The organism is Oceanobacillus jeddahensis, assembly GCF_000750635.1.
Lineage (GTDB): Bacteria > Bacillota > Bacilli > Bacillales > Amphibacillaceae > Oceanobacillus > Oceanobacillus jeddahense.
Genome location: NZ_CCDM010000003.1, coordinates 149,121 through 166,822, shown reverse-complemented (window position 1 = coordinate 166,822; position 17,702 = coordinate 149,121). Strand labels below are relative to the sequence as shown.

Below are 17,702 nucleotides of genomic sequence, written 5' to 3'. Positions count from 1 at the left end.
ATAAACCCAACTGTATTGAAAGCAGTTGGGTAAAATCGATTAAAAAGGCATTTTCAGATGGAACAAAATCCGCCCGAAATACTCTATTCAGCTGCTGAATTTAGCTTTACTATGAAATACTGTTTTCTGAGAGTGTGCCTTCTGGTCTTTCGATATCCTCTGTATCATTGATGTTCTGATAATCAAGCTGTTGTGTTAAATCGATTTCAGTGTCAGATCCCACCTGCATTGTATATTCTAACTCAATATTCTCAATATAATAATTATCATTATTGATGTGAAAAACAATCGAAGCATCCGTCACTGGTTCTTCCCCGAGATTAAAGCCCCATTCCTCTAACAAAGCTGTCGCATCACTTTGATTGTCTGATTGATATGAAAATTCATACGTTTCATCTAATGCTTCAAACGATGTTTCCTCCATTGGCTCGATGTATTCAAGTACTTGAGCAATTTGCGTATAGTCTACAAAATAGTATTCATGCATATCTTCTACTTGAAGCGAGCTTATAGTCCAGTCACTGTCCGATAACTTTTCAAAAACTGTTTCGGAGTTATAATATAATTCTTCTGATGTTCTCCCATGTTCATTTGTATATTCGCTTGTGATATATCCAAGTGTGTTCTCTAAATCAATTTTTAACGTGTATTCACTATCTTCTTCCTCATTAGGGTTGGCGGTTGTAATATCGAGTGTATAGTTATTGACTTCATCACTTGCCGCAATCGTTTCTTCTACAACATCCTCTTCAGACATGGAACACGCTGTGGTAAAGCACAAAGTTACCAATAGAAAAAACATTTTTTTCATCATACCATCTCCTCGTTTAATATAGATTCAATGATTGTCTCCTCGCTTATCCGCGATAAAAAAGAACTCCTGCATCAATACTAATAGTAATGTTACATGTGATACCAATAATATCTGTCCAACCTTGTGTTAAAATTCCTTCAGGACTACTTTCTACTACTCCATTATGACAACCAAAAACGACTAGTTTTGATCCAGTAGCTCTTGATTGTTGAATAGCCTCCTGGAATATTATTTGATCTTATAGCAATGAATTTTCTAAACCTACATTCGTTAATGATATGAATTATAAATATTCCCAAAACATCCTATCTAAAAAAGTTTTTTATTGCTGTAATGCGTATTTTATGATCGCAATCCTCGCAACAAAACATTTTTGTATTCTTCTCCTTAACGATTTTATATTTTGGACTTCCTTCGTATACTTTAAATACTTTTTTACAATGATAACAAACCGCTTCATAATGAAACATGTTAGCCTCCTTTGGGGATAATTGCATTTTCATCTATGGATGTAAGGGGAAAACAATGTACATATAAACTTCTATGTTTACTTTATCATATAACGAAAATCTTCACTTTATTTCTTTATTAAAATAAATGATTAGATGAAAATTCATCCTACCTGTAATATTTAAAACCCAGCTGAAAATAACCAGCCTGGTTCGATAAATGAAACGATTAAACAGCAGTAGAAGAAACTTTACCTCGTATAAAGGGCAGCAGCGATATGAGCCCTAAAACACCCATGATTATACCAACCCATAATAGTGAAGTAAGGCCGAAGCCGGCATCGATTGCCACACCGCCGACAGATGAACCAATCATAAGACCAAGATTAATCATCGAATTATTTACTGTGGCGACAAGTGTTCCTGTATTGGAAACGCTTAGAGCCTGTTTCGCCATCGCCGGATTTAAAGAAACGCCGGTTAAACCAATAATTATAACTGCAACAACAGCAATAACCGAGACTTCTGCAAAAAAACCAAACAGAGTAAGGGCAGCTGTCAGAATAAATAATCCAACTGTCATGGTAGGTATCATATGCAAGTCTGCTAATCTGCCGACAATAATATTACCAATAACCGTTGCTACACCATAGATTCCTAATATAATAGGTACAATCCCTGCATTAAATCCTGTAACTTCCGTCAGGCTTGGTGTGAAATAGCTAAATGCAGCGAATGTTGCACCGATTATAAATACATTCGTTGTATAGGCAGCCCATAAACGGTAGTTTTTGAAGGAGCCAAGCTCTTTTTTGACACTGATACTTTCCTTTTCCTGGGATTCAAAGGCCGGTATGAGGAATTGAACCAATATCGCCGCAATTAATACCAGGACCACAACCGCCCAGAAGCTGGCACGCCAGTCCAAATATAAATTAAATACCATCGCAAATGGTACCCCGGCAGCGGTGGCAATCATCAGCCCGCCTAATACAACAGAAGCTACCCGCGCTCGTAAATGGTCGGGGACGAGTTGATAGGCAAGTGACATAGCCGTTCCAAACGTTGCGGAAGAAGCGATTCCCTGCACAACCCGGGCCGTCATCATAACCTCATAATTAGGAGAAATGGCTGCGATTGTCTGCCCAATAAGAAATACAAGCGTTAATGCCATCAATCCTTTCTTTAAAGGGACTTTTAATAAAGCGATGGTTAGAATTGGCCCGCCTATAATCATTCCTACTGCATAAGCGGAAATAAGATAACCGATAGCTGCTATGGATACGCCGAATTCTTCTGATAAAGTCGGCATAATTCCTGCTACCATAAATTCTGATGTTGTTTGAGAAAAAATAAGAAAACCTAGTATAAACACTTCGAAAGGCAAAACTGTTCACTCCTAATTTAGATTTTTATAACAATCAAGGCTTAAATGTACCTGTAATTTTCTGCTCCACTTCCCCTACTTTCTGTTGTTCCCAATGCTACTTTATTTTTTAATGTCAATGATGTATCCTCCTCTGATAACTAAATAGTGATATCCGTCATTATGTCGAGCAGAATATTGTTTGAAAAGTAGAAATTATTTTCATACTTAGTATGATAAAAGGTACAATTAAACCCCTGCCTGATGTAGAGCTTTTAAATTTTTTAGCAGCTATCCGCAGATATTAAGACAGAACTTTTTTCAAGCTGATTTATTTCTTTTCTTCTTTCTCTTAGATATGATTAACATACTTTATATGAAATTGTTATAAAGGGAGGAAAAGTCAGTTGGAAGATCTATCAAAATACGGAATTGTTTCTGCACTTCAAGCAATCGGCGGTAAATGGAAGCCCCATATATTATTTATCCTGCTAGAAAAAGCACAAAGCGTTTTGGAGAATTAAGACGTTTAATGCCTGAAATAACACAGGGTGTATTAACACAGCAGCTTAGAGAGTTAGAAAAAGATAGTCTGGTCAGCCATGTTGTTTATCAGGAAGTTCCGCCAAGAGTAGAATATTCTTTATCCGCACACGGACAGACATTGGAAAACGTTTTAAGAGATATGTGTGCGTGGGGTTTCACGCATGAGGAATTTTTAGAAAAAGAGAAAGATCCTTTAGAAGTGTGTAATAAATAATCAAAATAAAGTAAACAAAGCAGCAGCTCCATATTGCCACTGCTTTGTTTACTTTATACCCTAAGAGTAATAAAACTTGTATCCAGTTAAAAAAATTAATCTAATGACTTTCAATGCCGTTAATCAGCTTTCACAGCAATAGCTTCGATTTCAATCAAAGCATCCGGATGAAATAAACCACTTATTTCTACAATGGAATCTGCTGGATAGGGAGCTGAAAAATACTTTTTCCTCAATGCAACAACCTCTTTAAAATAGGACATATCTTTTAAGAAAATAGTGACCTTTAAGATGTCATCTAACGTTGAACCGCCGCTTTTCAAGACCTTGTCAAGGTTCTTAAAAGCCTGTTCAGCCTGAGCCACGAAATTTCCACTATGAATAAGATCCCCATTCTCATTTATACTGGTCTGGCCCGAGATAAATAGTAAGTCACCAAAGGTCATCCCTTGAGATAATTGGAAAGGAGCGTAGGGGTCTGGAGTAATGTTAATTTGTTTCTTTTCTGCCATCATGTCATCTTCTTTCTATACTTTATTTTTAATGTTGCTATCTCATCACTATTGATATCATAAGGAAAATGTTTTCTATAGAATAAATTACTTTCTATTCCTGTTCTTATCAGATAGATCGATTATTTTATCTGCTACTGTGTAATTTCCTGCCAGTCTTCCAAGCGCTTTAAGCCTTTTTATATTAATATAGCCATTATCAAAATAAGCTCTTGAATATGCATTTGCCGCAGCTCTCCAAGTACTAAATAATCTGATCCGAGAGGGATGAGCTGGTACAGTTTACATTCCATATTGATTGGTGATTCTTTTACCCGTGGCGAAACCACACTTGTACTTTCTACTGGTGTTACACCGCTTTTTTTGAAATTCATCCATCTCCGGCGGCAAATTTTCAGCGCTTATTTTCATGGCTTCTGCTAAAGAAGCATTCACTATATTAATCACAAATTCCTTTGTATCCCGGATATTTTTCAGCGTACCTTTTACATTGCCTTCCCTTTCTCTTGTTCCGGGACTGATCGAAATAGAAAATATCGACGGTTTAGTTGGAGCTACGTTAAAGAAACTAAACGGACTCAGGTTAAATATGCCTTCCTTACTTTTTGTGGAAACCCAGGCAATCGGTCTGGGAACAACAGAACCAATTAATAATTTATAAAGCTCTTTTTCCGATAACCTTGCTGGATCAATAAGCATGGTTTTCTTCCCCGCTTGTATACTCTTCTTCTCGGAGCGTAGCTATAGGTTGAAGATAGCTGTGTTCAAAGGTATTCAGGGTCCTCCCTTCTTTTATCTTGCTGACCCAATCCGGATTGACGATGGCGCTTGTTCCAATGGCAACCAGATCGGTTTCATTCTTTTCTAACAGCTTCTCAGCTTTTTCAGGCTCGCCTAATTTTCCATTAGCAATTACCGGAAGCTTACTGTACTGCTTTGCCAATGCAGCAAGTGTAGACGGGCTATCTGAAAAGGCAGGTGCAAATGCCTTATACTCTGTTGTATGAATATAGGTTGGTGAAGCAGCTGCCAGCTGTTCAAAAATGATTTTGGCGTCCTTTTCCCTTTCTGCCCATTTATGATGAAAATCATTTACTTTGCCTTGTGAAATACGTACCCCAACCGGATATTCTGAACCCACTGCTTCCCGAATAGCTTGTAAAACTTCTACAGTTAGGCGAATACGATTTGCAGTTGATCCGCCATATTCATCGGTCCGTTGATTGGTATAATCTGTGACGAACTGATCCAGTAAATATCCGTTTGCTCCATGCACTTCCACGCCATCAAAACCTGCTTGTTTTGCACGGGAAGCTGCTTGAGCAAAGCTCTCAATCACATGTCGAATTTCCTCTTTTGTAATCTCCCTTGGTAAAGCAAATTTCCCGCTGCCTCCATGATCTTCTAACATGCTCCCTACTGGCCGGATAGCAGACGGCGCCACAGCTGTAAAACTGTCATGCTGGACAAGTGCTCCTCCATGCATAAGCTGAACGATAATTTTTCCTCCTGCACGATGAACAGCCTCTACTACCGGCTTCCATGCCTCTGCCTGTTGATCATCTGCAATCCCAGGCTGGTTTTCATAACTTCTGCTATTCATATGGTCTGGATAAATCCCTTCTGTAATAATCAGTCCAAATCCGCCTTGTGCAAAGCGGGAATAATAGGAAGCCATCCGGGCAGTCGCCTCTCCTGTTTGCTCGGCACTGGTGCGGGTCATCGGTGACAGCGCTGCCCGGTTTGGTAATTGCAGGCTCCCCAGCTGATAATTTGAAAAAAGTTTTGTATCGTTATGCATTAAAATTCCTCCTTCTGTTTTGCAATCATCTCCGTTTCAAAAGAAGATTTGCTTAAAATTAATTGTACGTCCTGCTTTCCATATAGTAAAATGATCATTAATGATGGTGTCATCAATATTATTGATGTTAACAAAGGAGGTATCATCATGGAGCTGACAGATTTAAGGATAGTTGTGACGATACAACAGGAAGGCAGTATCACAAAGGCTGCAGAAAAATTGGGCTATGTTCAATCTAATCTCACAATGCGAATTCGAAAATTAGAAACAGAGCTTGGTGTGCAGCTTTTTCATCGTGACCGCAAAGGTGTTTCGCCAACTGAAAAAGGAATATTACTGTGCAAGTATGCTGGTGATATTATACAAATGGCAGATGAAACAATAGCTGCCGTCAAAGAGCCGGAATATCCATGCGGTTCATTATCTATCGGAGTCGTAGAAACCATTGCATCTACACCGGCTTTTATCCATGCTTTATCCGAATTCCAGAAAAAATATCCGGATGTATCCCTGACGTTAAGCACCGGCACTTCCCCGCAAAATTATCAGAAGGTATTGAATGGTGAATTAGATGGTGTTTTTCTAACCGGCGAATATGACTTTTCTTCTCTAAAGGTAGCTTATGAATTTCAGGAAGAAGTTTTTCTATTAACAGGAGGACAGGCGAAAGAAAAGAATGTTTTCTCAGATTTTAAAAATACAGCCTGGGTTGTTTTCCCGGAAGGCTGCCCCTTACGAAAAGCGAATAAAAATTGGCTTCAAGCCGATGGAATGTCATTTGATAATACGATTGAAGTAAGTACATTAGATACGATGCTGAGCTGTGTACGGGCCGGAATCGGCAATACACTTCTAACTGAATCAGCAGTAGATCAAAAGGATAAACAAATCCAATCCTATCAAGTACCAGAGCAGTTCAGATACGTCACTTCCCGGTTAGTCACTCGAAAAAGTCCGTTTTTAAGCAAGGCATTTACTGCTTTTGCATCATGCTTTGCAGAAGCTGATAAAAATGGAACATATAAACAAGGAGAGAAAATGGATGCAAAGTGAATTTAATAAAACCTGTGTTCCAAATGGCGTCGCTTTAAAAGAGACCTGCTTTTGATGCACATTATCCGTGATTGGCGGAAAATATAAAATGATTATTCTTTATTGGCTGTCTGAAAATGATGTCATGCGCTTTAATGCATTACAGCGAAATATAGCCTTTATCTCATACAAAACACTAAGCGTTATGCTAAAAGAAATGGAAGCGGACGGGATTATCATGCGGAAAGAATACCCGCAGATTCCTCCAAAAGTGGAATATTCACTGACTGAGCTAGGCAGATCGCTTCTTCCGATTTTAAACATGATGTGTGACTGGGGAGAAATGAATCAAAAGGTTAGTCCGTAAACAGGAAAGCCTGCATTACTAAAAACAATAAAAAACCTGATGATTTTTATTTCCAATCGTCAGGTTTTTTGATGAATTTCTATTCTTAGTCATTAGTAACAGGATGATTACCCAGAACGGATAATATATTGGAAAAAGCAAACTGTGTTGTATCCTTAGAAATTTGCTCCAGGTCTTCCGTTCCTTCACAAACCACTTCGGCCATGTAATTATACTCCCCTCCAATCCTCCACAAATCTATAATATTACTGTTTTCCTTACAATAATTCGTTAACTTTTCACAGCTCTTGGTTTTAAATAAAACGAAACCATGTATTCCTTTATTAAGTTCTTTATGATTTACCTCGACCGTATAACGCTTTATCACATGATCTTCTAATCTCTCTATTCTCGTTTTCACAGCAGGAGATGACATATTTATTTGTTTGCCGATTTCAGTATATGTAAGTCTGGCATTTCCTTTTAATAAATCTAATATCTGGTGATCGATATGGTCTAACATTCTTTTCTCCCCGCTTTCTTTAAAATTTAAAGTTTTTCATAGCATATACTTTAATCATCCCATTGTAAACAATACGCCATCAGATTAAACTTCAATATGAGGTGATAAATATGATACGTTCTATTTTCTCTGATTATAAAATTGGAAATTTAACATTAGATAACAGAATTGTAATGGCGCCAATGACAAGAGGATTTGCTGATGACGAAACAGGTGAAGTCAATTACTTGGTTGCAGACTACTATGGAAAACGGGCAAGATACGGTGCCGGCTTAATTATTACTGAAGGAATTGCTATAAACGAAACGGCCAAAGGGACCTACGGGATACCCGGCATATTCACACATTGCCAGACGTTAAGCTGGCAAAAGGTAACAAAAGAAGTACATCAATATAAAACAAAAATCTTTGCTCAGCTCTGGCACGTAGGCAGAGTAAGCCATCAGGAATTTTTAAACGGGCATGCTCCTGTCGCCCCCTCTCCGATCGCTGCCAGCGGAAAGGCACATCGATTAAGGAAGCCCTTCCCAAGGCCGAGAGCTTTAACCAATACGGAGATTTATCACATTATAGATGATTACAGAGATGCAGCAAGAAATGCGATGGAAGCTGGATTTGATGGTGTTGAAATACATGCCGCACATGGTTATCTGATCGATCAATTTATCAATGAGAAAACGAATCAGCGTCAGGATGAGTTTGGCGGTTCTTTACAAAACAGACTGCATTTTTTAGATTTAATTATTAAAGAAGTAAAGAAGGTTGTTCCTAAAAATAGAATCAGCATCCGGATTTCTGAGAAAAAAGATGATGATACGGACTATGTATGGGAATATCCGGAAGAAATGGTATGTGCCATAACAGAAATTCTTGCGAAGCATCAACTAAAAATCCTCCATCCATCTGTAGAAAACTATGAGGATACGTTTCAAAATGATCCACGATCGCTGCATGCCTTATTCAGGCAATACTGGGATGAAACACTTATCGCTGTTGGAAATATAGCACCTGAAAGTGGAGCAGACATTATTGAAGCGGATCAGGCAGACTTGGTGGCATTTGGGCAATTATTTATATCCAATCCGGATCTGGTTATCCGTCTGAAAGCAAATCGGGAAATTTTCCCGTATCAGACAAAAGATCGACTTCCATGTTTAGTTTAGGAGTTTAAAGCTGGCGGTTTGTGGAAAAGAACAGGTACTTCATTCAATAATTTATTCTCCATACACACCAAAGCCATGAACTTAAAATTTGTAGTTCATGGCTTTGTTCAATTGGTAAAGTGTGCTGATGCTATTTAAATTTCAGCGGCCCATATCTCCATTTCAATCTTAATATCAGGCAAACCAAGTTCTGAAATATATCCGATTGTCATTGCAGGATATTCTGACTGGAACAGGGCATCCCATTCAGAATACAGGAAATCCCAATCAATAGATTCCGTTGCCCAGATATTCACCTTAATAATATGACCGCTGCTTATCTTTTCCGTTTCAAGGACGCTTTTTATATTGTTAAATGTTTGCTTTACTTGTTCATTGAAGTCTTCCGGAATATTTCCTTGTTTATCAACACCAATTTGTCCGGAAGTCACGATGAGTTCGGCATTTTTAGGAACTCTCGTAATTTGAGTGTAGTTACCGACAGGACTCGGCATTGTTTCAGGGTTTTTCCTTACTATTTTTCCGTTCATTTTATTACCTCACCATCTTAAATGTATACTGCTTTATTCATTAAAAATAGACACACTTCACCAATTTGACTATTTTTAATGAAAATCAGCAGTAGAGTATCCATATCCCAATGACAAAAATGCTATTATGTTTTTCTTCATGAATTGGACACCCCTTTCTTTCAGATGGTAATGTATGTTTTTTTTAATATAACATAGTAAATGAAAAATATCTTATTTAAAGAAGGACTTCCTCCCATAATAGAGAAAATAACGCTTAATTTGATAGTTTATCCAAAAACGCTACATAAGCCTTTGTATTTTTCTCTAATCCATTTTCACCGGGAGTCAATCCTTCTTCCTCCGACCCTCCAGGCTTTTTCTCTTCTCCATAGAAGGCATGAATCGATTGATAGTCTCAAGATAAGATTTCATATCCCTTGCCTCGAATGTTTCAAGATTAATTTCTACAAATAAATCTTGTACGACATCCTCTGCGTCACTAACTGACCTAAGCATCCGGTATGCAATGGAAAAGAGAAAGGATTGATATGTTTCATATAAGGCTTCCAATTTCATCATAGGATTCTCCTGTTTACCATAAGAATTAGATTACATTTTATCTTTTTTTCAACATATTATAAACTTAAAAGTATTCAATTATAGTTGATGGGTAAGAGCTCCCCCTTACCCAACAAATCCTAGTTATACTCATTTAAAAATGCTTCTATTTTTTGTTTGGTTGCTTGATTAGCTATACTTTCCCAGTTAGTGTCATAGCTATGATCAGACAACGGAAAATAATAAGCTTGGCTATCTACTTTATTTTCATCAAGTTTTTCATGCAATATCTCGATCTGTTCTTCTGGTACCACTTTATCTTTTTGGCCGACAAAAGAAATAGTGGGTGCAGATGTTTCATTTACATATTGAATAGGAGACATTTGCTGATAATGGTTTTTGATTTCTTCTGTTTTTGGCGGCTCATCCAGGAGTTGTTCAAGCAGCGGATGAACAAATTCTTTACTATTATTTTCATCGTAGAGCTGTAATAAATCCGATGGTCCATATAGATTAATAATAGAATTTATTTCCACTGTTGAATCGGAATCTGTTTCTCTGGGAACAAGGCTATTTCCCCTTAATTCCGTATACCCTGTTAATAATGCTAGATGGCCCCCGGCAGAAGATCCGATTAAATTAATTCTGTCTACATCTAACTGATACTCATCCGCATGTTCGACAATCCAGTCTAACGCTGCATGTGTATCTGAAATTTGTTTTTGCCACATGCCGGGTCCATTTTGGCTGTATTCTATATTAAATACAACATACCCCTTCGAATTAAACCATTTACTCCATGAGGAAACCTCACTTTTATCTCCACCGCTCCATCCGCCGCCATGAATATTTACGATAACAGGACGCTGTTCATCATTAACTTTCGTATCCCATACATCCAGTAATAAATCTTCATCTTCCGTAGTTTTATAAACAACATCTTCCTCTAAATCGGAATACATATCAGTATCAGAAAAAGAGAATGTATAGTTATCCATAAACGCTGTTTCTATGCCAATGCTACCTGCATACTGTTGATTCTGTATCCCCGAAAGAAATGCTAATCCTAAAAATGAAATACAGCTAACCGACCAAATCATTTTTAAATATAATGCAGTTTTTTTCCAAATAAGAAGGACGAAAATAATGAGAGCTGCCACACCTAAAATGATTAATGCTACAGGAAATGTGAACAGGTAAAATGAGATTTGACCAGAATAGGTACCATATCCGCTGGCAAAAAAGGAGCGCCAAAGCAAAACAAGCACACCTGTTAGTACTAGTAAACTAGCAATAATACCAGTTATTTTTAAAATAGATTTAAATTTTGTAGATGTCATTTCGTTTCTCTCTTTCTTTAGTTTATCTGAATAGCGATACCCCGAAAAGAGATTTTTGAAACTAAAACCTGTTCATCATAGTACTTTAAATACTCTAATGTTCATTTCATTTATGATTTTTCTTCGTTATGCTACACTATCATTTACTAGCCCCTTTATTTACTTGAAAATTGTTGATATACTGCTGCAAATGTTCCTGTATAATCATCTTCTTCAAATGTTCTTTCTCCTTCAAATGATTTATCTTTTGTTAATGAGGTTTCATCAAAAAAGCTGGTAAGTTTATCGCCTGCTTTTCATATACTTTCACTAAAAAAATTGTTATCATTTGACCGGAAGAACTGCGGCCAGCAAGCAAAATAAAAGTGGTTGTTAAAGCTATCAAGGTTAGTAAATGTTTTTTTATTTGTACTTCTTCCTATTTATTTGGCTTCATTCGGGTCTATATTTTGCATATTTCAACAATAGTATCATTACCAGAGGAAGAAAAAGAGCTTGAAGCTCCATTTTTTGAAGCATATAGCTTGTCAAGAAAACGATATTTGCTCCACTATCATACAAAGCACCCTCCATATCAGACCCTTTATCAGTTATGACGATTCATTCTGGTTGCACTTCCATCATAATATCAACATATTTCCTTTCTGATGAGTAATCTGCCCTAGATCAGTGCCCTTTCAGATGCATTTATCCCCATATCCAAAGTATCCATTTTTATCTAGCAATAACTGTTTAGTTTAGTATTCACATATGGTATTTTAAGTGATGCGGCTAATCGCGGTTTTGGGGTATTAGTTTTGTTTGGGATTGTTGCAATACTACGCAGACTCAGATAAGAAATAATATGTAAAGCTCCTTACATATCAACCAAGTGAAGAACTTATTTGATTGCAAACCCTGCCTACGTTTTAAATTAATGATTCTCTCAAATATCAAGAAAAAATCTAGGATAATATTTTGGGATAGCATTAGAGTTATATAAAAAGCATAACCCCAATGCTAACCACTCATGCCATCCGGTATCTTATCGTTTTATCTGCTCTTATTATTAAAATGGTGAATTCCCTTATTATTTCTAATTGATCCTCCACCACGCCGCTTTGATAACTCTCATTCAATTGGTTTTGCACCGCTTGAATTCCTTTGTTATCTGCAAATGATTTATTTTTCTTATTTTCTTTGTTTTTATTTTTTTACTCATTACTGACACCTCCTTGTCTTTTAGTATGTACAAAACATTAAAACAGCCTTACGATAATTAATTCCAAATAATGGCTGTATCGCTTTTGTTTTGGACCTATATCCTTTATCCAATCATTTTATTTAAATAAAAAGAACGTCTGATAAAAATAAGCGCCACTACAACAAATAATCCGGCAATCCAGCTTAAGTTGACAGTATCCATATACTGTCCTCCTAAAGCAGAACCAAACATCATGCCCACATTCATTAATGCGGTATTAAAACTGAGCACTGTTTCAGATGATTGTGGCTTGAGTGCAACTAAATAAAATTGCTTTGCCGGTGTTGTTGTCCAAGTTGCTACTCCCAAACAGCTAATCTACATCATTTGATTTTAAAAATGTTATAATACAAATAACCTAAAAAAATCAAAGGAGTAATCTTATGCCTAAAATAATAGACCATACAGAAAGAAAAGATCAAATTGTTGAAGCAGCTTTTGATGTTATATATCATTATGGTTTTGAAAAAACTAATTTACGGAAAATCGCCAAAAAAGCAGGATTATCTTTAGGCTCAGTTCAACATTTTTTTCCAAAACAAAAGGACATGTATACATTCGCAATGGACGTTATTTTTCAAAGATTTGAAGAGAGAATGCAAAAAGTAGTAGAGACGGAGCAAGATTCTTTTGAAAACGCCGTTCGTATGGTGAAACAGATTGTTCAAGTTCATACAGAAGAAGAGAGAATTGAAAATGATATATGGGTAAAATTTACCTTAATGGCAACAATGAATCCGGAATACCAAGAACTAAAGGAAGAATATCGAAAAGTAAACCTTAATTTCGCAGAGGATATTATAAAAATGCTTTATAAGAATGAATATATTACAAATCCCGACAATATTAAGGATATGGCACATTCGTTAATTATATTTGTTACCGGGTTAGTATTTGAAGCTGTGATTTATACAAATTTATATAACGATCAAGTTGTTGAAAAAAAAGTCAGAGAATATTTAAGCTATATCTGCAATTAAACATATTTGAACCGTCTGGTTCCTTGGTTTTAGTCCGCGATACGACAACTGTAATTGCAACCTAAATGTGGATATGAGTAAATTTCCAAGTATCAACCTCGTTTTAATTGTTTTGCATGAGGATGATAAAAATCCCCTCGAATCCTCCCCTATTTTGAGGGGGTTCGAGGGAGAAAGTAAAATAACCTATAGCCGTAATGGTTGGTAAAAGGATTTCTAAGCTTTGTGATGAAATCCTTTTTCGAGAATATTGAAATTATTCTTTGGCAAATGTAGAAAAAACCTTCAAAATTATAAAGAGAAGCTAAAGTTCGTCTATCAAAATTACTTAAACCAGTTCAATGGCTTGGGTTTCAGGTTACGGTAAATATGTTTTGTTTCCTGATATTCCTCAAGTCCCGTCTTGCCAAGCTCACGACCGATACCGGATTGTTTATATCCGCCCCATGGTGCCTGTGGGAAATAAAGGTTCACGTCGTTTATCCAGACAGTACCCATTCGCATTTTGGCTGCGAATCGTTCTGCTTTAGCTATGTCATTTGTAAAAACACCGCCAGAAAGTCCATAAATGGAGTCGTTAGCCAATCGAACAGCCTGTTCTTCAGTAATGAATTTTTCCACTGTGATGACCGGTCCGAAGACTTCATCCTGCACAACACTCATATCAGTCGTGCAATCTGTTAGTACAGTTGGCAGGTAGAAAAATCCGTTTTGTAATTCAGGATTATCAGGGAGCTCACCTCCTACAGCAACGGTCACACCTTCTTGTTTCCCTTTTTTAACATAATTGATAACTTTATTTAAATGCCCCTCTGAAATGAGCGGTCCCATTTGGGTGGATTTGTCAAAACCATTACCAAGCCTAATGCTTTTCGCACGGTCGACCAATGCATCAACGAATTCATCGTGAATGCTCTCTTCCAAAATCAATCGTGTCCCTGCAGAACAGACTTGTCCTGCATGGAAAAACACTGCATTCATAGCCTGGTCAACTGCTGTTTCAAAATCAGCATCAGCAAAGACCACATTAGGATTTTTCCCCCCTAACTCAAGCGCCAAATTCTTCACATTGGAGCTGGCAGCTCGCATAATTTTCTTACCAGTTTCAAGACCGCCAGTAAATGAAATCAGGTCAACATCATCATTAGAAGCAAGCTCTGCACCAACGGAATTTCCAGGACCAAGAATTAGATTGACCACTCCATCTTTAACGCCAGCTTCTTCCATTAATTCAAATACTTTAATCGTTGTAAGAGGGGTCACTTCACTTGGTTTCATAACAAGTGTATTTCCTGCTACCAATGCAGGTGCCAATTTCCAAGATGCCTGCAGTAAAGGATAATTCCATGGTGTGATTTGAGCACATACACCAACAGGTTCACGAACGATTTTACTGGTTGAATTTTGAATGGGTGAATTGATAATCTCGCTGTCGATTTCTGTTTCAGCCATTTCTGCGTAATATCGGAAAACAGCAGTGATATCATCCATGTCCCCAAGGCTTTCTTCAACCGTTTTACCCGTATCAAGTGATTCTAGATTGGCTAATTCTTCCCGATCACGTTCGATCAAGTCAGCAATCTTATGAACAATTTTGCCGCGTTCTATAGCTGGCATTGTAGACCAATCACCTTGATTATAGGCTTTCCGTGCTGCTGTGATTGCTGCTTTTGAATCGTTTTCGTCGCCTTCTGAAACCATCGCGATGATTTCCTGATTGTAAGGATTGATAATCTCACGGAACTTGCCGAATTTCGATCCAACCCATTTGCCATTGATGAACATCTTTTTCTTTTCCAACGGATACACCCCTTTTTACTTTTTTGTTAATTAAAATAGTAATGAACAGATTGACAGTCAAGAAAAAGTAATCGACTGTTAATTGTTTATACAAAAATATTGATTGATTCATAATTATTTATTGTTCTTCCTATCATAAATCTTGTCCTAGTTATTGTTTAGCCAGTCTGGATTAATGTCTAACCACTCTTTTGCTACTTCTTCAGAATCTTCACCGTTATCGATTTTAATAATCATATCTTCCATATCATCGATGGATATTGTCAAATCCCCTAATAATTTATGGACATCAGGAGCTTTCTTTTTAACATCTTCATTAACGATAGGATGAACCGAACTTCCATTAAAATAATCTGGGTGTTCTTCGTTTGTCAGTATTTTTAAACCCATATCATTAAACATGGTATGAGGACGCCAACCATATAATAAAATCGGTTCATTTTCATCTATACTTGTTTTGGCGGCAGCAATCATTGCACCCTCTGAAGAGTTGACTAATTCAAGATCAAGATCATAAGCATCTATAAGTTCCTGCAATTCATCCATGGCAGGGTCACCGTCTTCAATTGCAATAACTTCATTATTCACCATATCTTCATAACCAATTAAATCTTCAACATCATTAATATCTTCCATATAATTTGGAACCACCATTCCCGCATCCGCATCTTCATAGATTGGCGCTAATTGTTCAATGGTGTCAGAATATTCCTCTAAATATTGTGTCTGTTGTGGGTACCAAGAGTCCATGTAGATATCTATTTCTCCTGTTTCCAGGCCAGCATAAATAGCTCCGATATTTGCTTCCTTTATTTCAATGTCATATCCCATATCTTCCAATATCTCTTTTACAATTTCTGTAGGCGGGATAGTACTTGTCCAAGTTGTCAAACCCAAAACCAATTCCTGATCCTCTTTATTATTCCCGTCATCATTATTAGTTGCACCGCATCCGTACAAACCTGTCAATAATGATAGGACAGTTATAATCATAAGCATTTTCTTCATTACAAAGACCATTCCTTTCAACTATTTGTTCTAAATGATATCTTCAACCTGTCAAGCGCAATAAATTTTATTTATCTTTCCAATAATCGTCTCCTGATTCCTCGATCCATTGGCTTATATAATCATTACCTATCCGAGAGACTCCTAATTCTTTAATGTAATAGATACATTCTTCCAAATTTTCAAGGTTGCCAGAAGCTTTTATTTTTATTCTGCCGTTCACGATATCACTTATTGCTTTTACATTGTCAATTCCTGTATTATCGAACGGACCCACCGCTTCATCCGTGTACCCAGAGTCCCCAGTACCATCATATCCTGTAGCAAATCCTGTGGCATTCTTTACATAGTCAGCCCCGGAAGCAATCACCAACTCACAAGCTTTTGCTAATTCATTCCGTTCCTTAAGGTGAGGTGTCTCAATGATAACTTTAACAACACAGTCACTTCTTTTATTTTTTGCTGTTTCAACAATCTGTTTCAGTTCATTTAACACATATTCATAGTCGCCATCTTTAAAGCGAGATATGTTCATAACAACATCAATTTCGTTCGCACCATTATCAATCGCCGTCAAAGTCTCTTGGACCTTCGTTTTTGTTGTTTCAAAACCAGCTGGAAATCCTACCACACCACTAATACTGGCATTATTCCCTATAATATTTTTGGCTATAAACACATCAGCAGGATAACAGCATAAACAAGCAAATCCGTATTTAATCACTTCTCGACTTCGTTTTTCTATTGACTTTCGACTAATGTTCTGCCACAAGATGGAGTAGTCTATGAAACTACAAAATTCTTTTTTATTCATTTTCAATCTCCCTTTTCCTTTTTCTTAGCTTTCAAGTATCACATGACACACATAAATGTTGTCTCGGCAAGGAGAATGTCGACATATCCCTTAACACAATGATTATTGTAATACAGTTGACTTAAAAAAACAAGGGAGGATATCATATGCTAAAAAGTAGATTATATCTCGAGTTTTGAGTTAATTTTTTCCAAATTTGTTTGTATCAATGATTAGAGACATACAAAAGATAGCTTGTAACCCTACAAGTATTTTAGGTGTTCTATAATTTTTAAAATTATGAGTCCAAATGTGCTCTCAAAAATAGAAACAAAGATAAAAATTAAAGATCAACATAATTAATTGAATATTCAATTAATTATAACGAAAAAAGTATACCATTTCCTGTTTTTTTGTTGACAAAGCCATCGCATATTTGTTGTTAATGATCTAATTGATGCGTACTTAACAAAATAGTTTTCCATCTAACAAAAAGAATATAGATATCATGCTTTTACTCACTATTCTTTTTAGACATAGACACTAAAGAAAAATAGTGAGTAAAAGCGTGATTAAACGCTGTACTGTTTGTTTCTTCACATTGATTTAATTTTTACTTTTCCAGCAAGCTGTTAAACTTTTTATTTTCCGAAAGCCATCCTTCAAAAGTATAAGCCATTTCCCAAAAAAGAAGTTCGTATT

General features: G+C 36.7%; 16 protein-coding genes and 3 pseudogenes. 5 read left to right on the top strand and 14 right to left on the bottom strand.

Annotation, left to right across the window (positions count from 1 at the left end):
- Positions 1-109: 109 nt before the first annotated feature.
- Both BN986_RS14170 and BN986_RS14165 read right to left on the bottom strand, forming a co-directional pair.
- Positions 110-811 (bottom strand): hypothetical protein, encoded by a 702-nt coding sequence (locus BN986_RS14170; RefSeq protein WP_040981237.1) that lies wholly within the window; start codon positions 809-811, stop codon positions 110-112.
- Between the two features lie 681 nt (positions 812-1,492).
- Positions 1,493-2,650, bottom strand: a complete 1,158-nt coding sequence (locus BN986_RS14165) for an MFS transporter (protein ID WP_040981235.1) — start codon at positions 2,648-2,650, stop codon at positions 1,493-1,495.
- Between the two features lie 386 nt (positions 2,651-3,036).
- Between BN986_RS14165 and BN986_RS14160 the strand changes: the two are divergent.
- Positions 3,037-3,389, top strand: a pseudogene (locus BN986_RS14160) (winged helix-turn-helix transcriptional regulator).
- Between the two features lie 119 nt (positions 3,390-3,508).
- Here the strand turns inward: BN986_RS14160 and BN986_RS14155 are convergent.
- The 4 genes from BN986_RS14155 to BN986_RS14145 form a co-directional block, all read right to left on the bottom strand.
- Entirely contained in the window at positions 3,509-3,901 is a 393-nt protein-coding gene (locus BN986_RS14155) for a RidA family protein (protein WP_198136797.1), read from the bottom strand.
- A 179-nt stretch (positions 3,902-4,080) separates the two neighbouring features.
- A complete protein-coding gene (locus BN986_RS27685) occupies positions 4,081-4,275 on the bottom strand; it encodes a hypothetical protein (protein WP_244445026.1) in 195 nt (64 codons plus the stop codon).
- The gene (locus tag BN986_RS14150) at positions 4,184-4,600 is read right to left on the bottom strand and encodes a flavin reductase family protein (protein ID WP_244445011.1); all 417 of its coding nucleotides are present in this window, start codon (positions 4,598-4,600) and stop codon (positions 4,184-4,186) included. The genes BN986_RS27685 and BN986_RS14150 overlap by 92 nt, the downstream gene beginning before the upstream one ends.
- Entirely contained in the window at positions 4,590-5,702 is a 1,113-nt protein-coding gene (locus BN986_RS14145; RefSeq protein ID WP_040981231.1) for an oxidoreductase, read from the bottom strand. Before BN986_RS14145 ends, BN986_RS14150 begins: the two co-directional genes overlap by 11 nt.
- A 147-nt stretch (positions 5,703-5,849) precedes the next feature.
- Between BN986_RS14145 and BN986_RS14140 the strand changes: the two genes are divergently transcribed.
- Both BN986_RS14140 and BN986_RS14135 read left to right on the top strand, forming a co-directional pair.
- Positions 5,850-6,755, top strand: coding sequence for a LysR family transcriptional regulator (locus tag BN986_RS14140; protein WP_052400806.1), 906 nt, complete (start codon positions 5,850-5,852; stop codon positions 6,753-6,755).
- A pseudogene (locus BN986_RS14135) lies at positions 6,745-7,101 on the top strand (winged helix-turn-helix transcriptional regulator). Before BN986_RS14140 ends, BN986_RS14135 begins: the two are co-directional and overlap by 11 nt.
- Before the next feature lie 85 nt (positions 7,102-7,186).
- On the opposite strand, the gene BN986_RS14130 reads toward BN986_RS14135, so the two are convergent.
- Entirely contained in the window at positions 7,187-7,603 is a 417-nt protein-coding gene (locus BN986_RS14130; protein ID WP_040981229.1) for an Lrp/AsnC family transcriptional regulator, read from the bottom strand.
- A 110-nt stretch (positions 7,604-7,713) separates the two neighbouring features.
- Here BN986_RS14130 and BN986_RS14125 point away from each other — a divergent pair, with 110 nt between their 5' ends.
- Positions 7,714-8,766, top strand: coding sequence for an alkene reductase (locus tag BN986_RS14125; RefSeq protein WP_052400805.1), 1,053 nt, complete (start codon positions 7,714-7,716; stop codon positions 8,764-8,766).
- A 134-nt stretch (positions 8,767-8,900) separates the two neighbouring features.
- Here BN986_RS14125 and BN986_RS14120 read toward each other — a convergent pair whose 3' ends face one another.
- The 4 genes and pseudogenes from BN986_RS14120 to BN986_RS14105 form a co-directional block, all read right to left on the bottom strand.
- A complete protein-coding gene (locus tag BN986_RS14120) occupies positions 8,901-9,296 on the bottom strand; it encodes a RidA family protein (protein ID WP_040981227.1) in 396 nt (131 codons plus the stop codon).
- Positions 9,297-9,623: 327 nt separating this feature from the next.
- Positions 9,624-9,857 carry a sigma factor gene (locus BN986_RS14115; RefSeq protein WP_081922217.1) on the bottom strand — a complete coding sequence of 78 codons (234 nt, stop codon included), beginning with the start codon at positions 9,855-9,857 and terminating at the stop codon, positions 9,624-9,626.
- Positions 9,858-9,976: 119 nt separating this feature from the next.
- Positions 9,977-11,176 carry an alpha/beta hydrolase gene (locus BN986_RS14110; protein WP_040981223.1) on the bottom strand — a complete coding sequence of 400 codons (1,200 nt, stop codon included), beginning with the start codon at positions 11,174-11,176 and terminating at the stop codon, positions 9,977-9,979.
- A gap of 1,306 nt (positions 11,177-12,482) precedes the next feature.
- Positions 12,483-12,725 (bottom strand): annotated as a pseudogene (locus BN986_RS14105) (MFS transporter); the annotation flags it as partial.
- Positions 12,726-12,802: 77 nt separating this feature from the next.
- Between BN986_RS14105 and BN986_RS14100 the strand changes: the two are divergent.
- Positions 12,803-13,399, top strand: coding sequence for a TetR/AcrR family transcriptional regulator (locus BN986_RS14100; protein WP_040981219.1), 597 nt, complete (start codon positions 12,803-12,805; stop codon positions 13,397-13,399).
- A gap of 324 nt (positions 13,400-13,723) precedes the next feature.
- On the opposite strand, the gene betB is transcribed toward BN986_RS14100, so the two are convergent.
- From betB to deoC, 3 genes are all read right to left on the bottom strand, one after another.
- Positions 13,724-15,184 (bottom strand): betaine-aldehyde dehydrogenase, encoded by a 1,461-nt coding sequence (betB, locus tag BN986_RS14095; RefSeq protein ID WP_040982164.1) that lies wholly within the window; start codon positions 15,182-15,184, stop codon positions 13,724-13,726.
- A 162-nt stretch (positions 15,185-15,346) separates the two neighbouring features.
- Positions 15,347-16,207, bottom strand: coding sequence for a glycine betaine ABC transporter substrate-binding protein (locus tag BN986_RS14090; protein ID WP_040981216.1), 861 nt, complete (start codon positions 16,205-16,207; stop codon positions 15,347-15,349).
- A gap of 67 nt (positions 16,208-16,274) precedes the next feature.
- Entirely contained in the window at positions 16,275-17,021 is a 747-nt protein-coding gene (gene deoC / locus BN986_RS14085; protein ID WP_040981214.1) for a deoxyribose-phosphate aldolase, read from the bottom strand.
- Between the last annotated feature and the right edge of the window lie 681 nt (positions 17,022-17,702).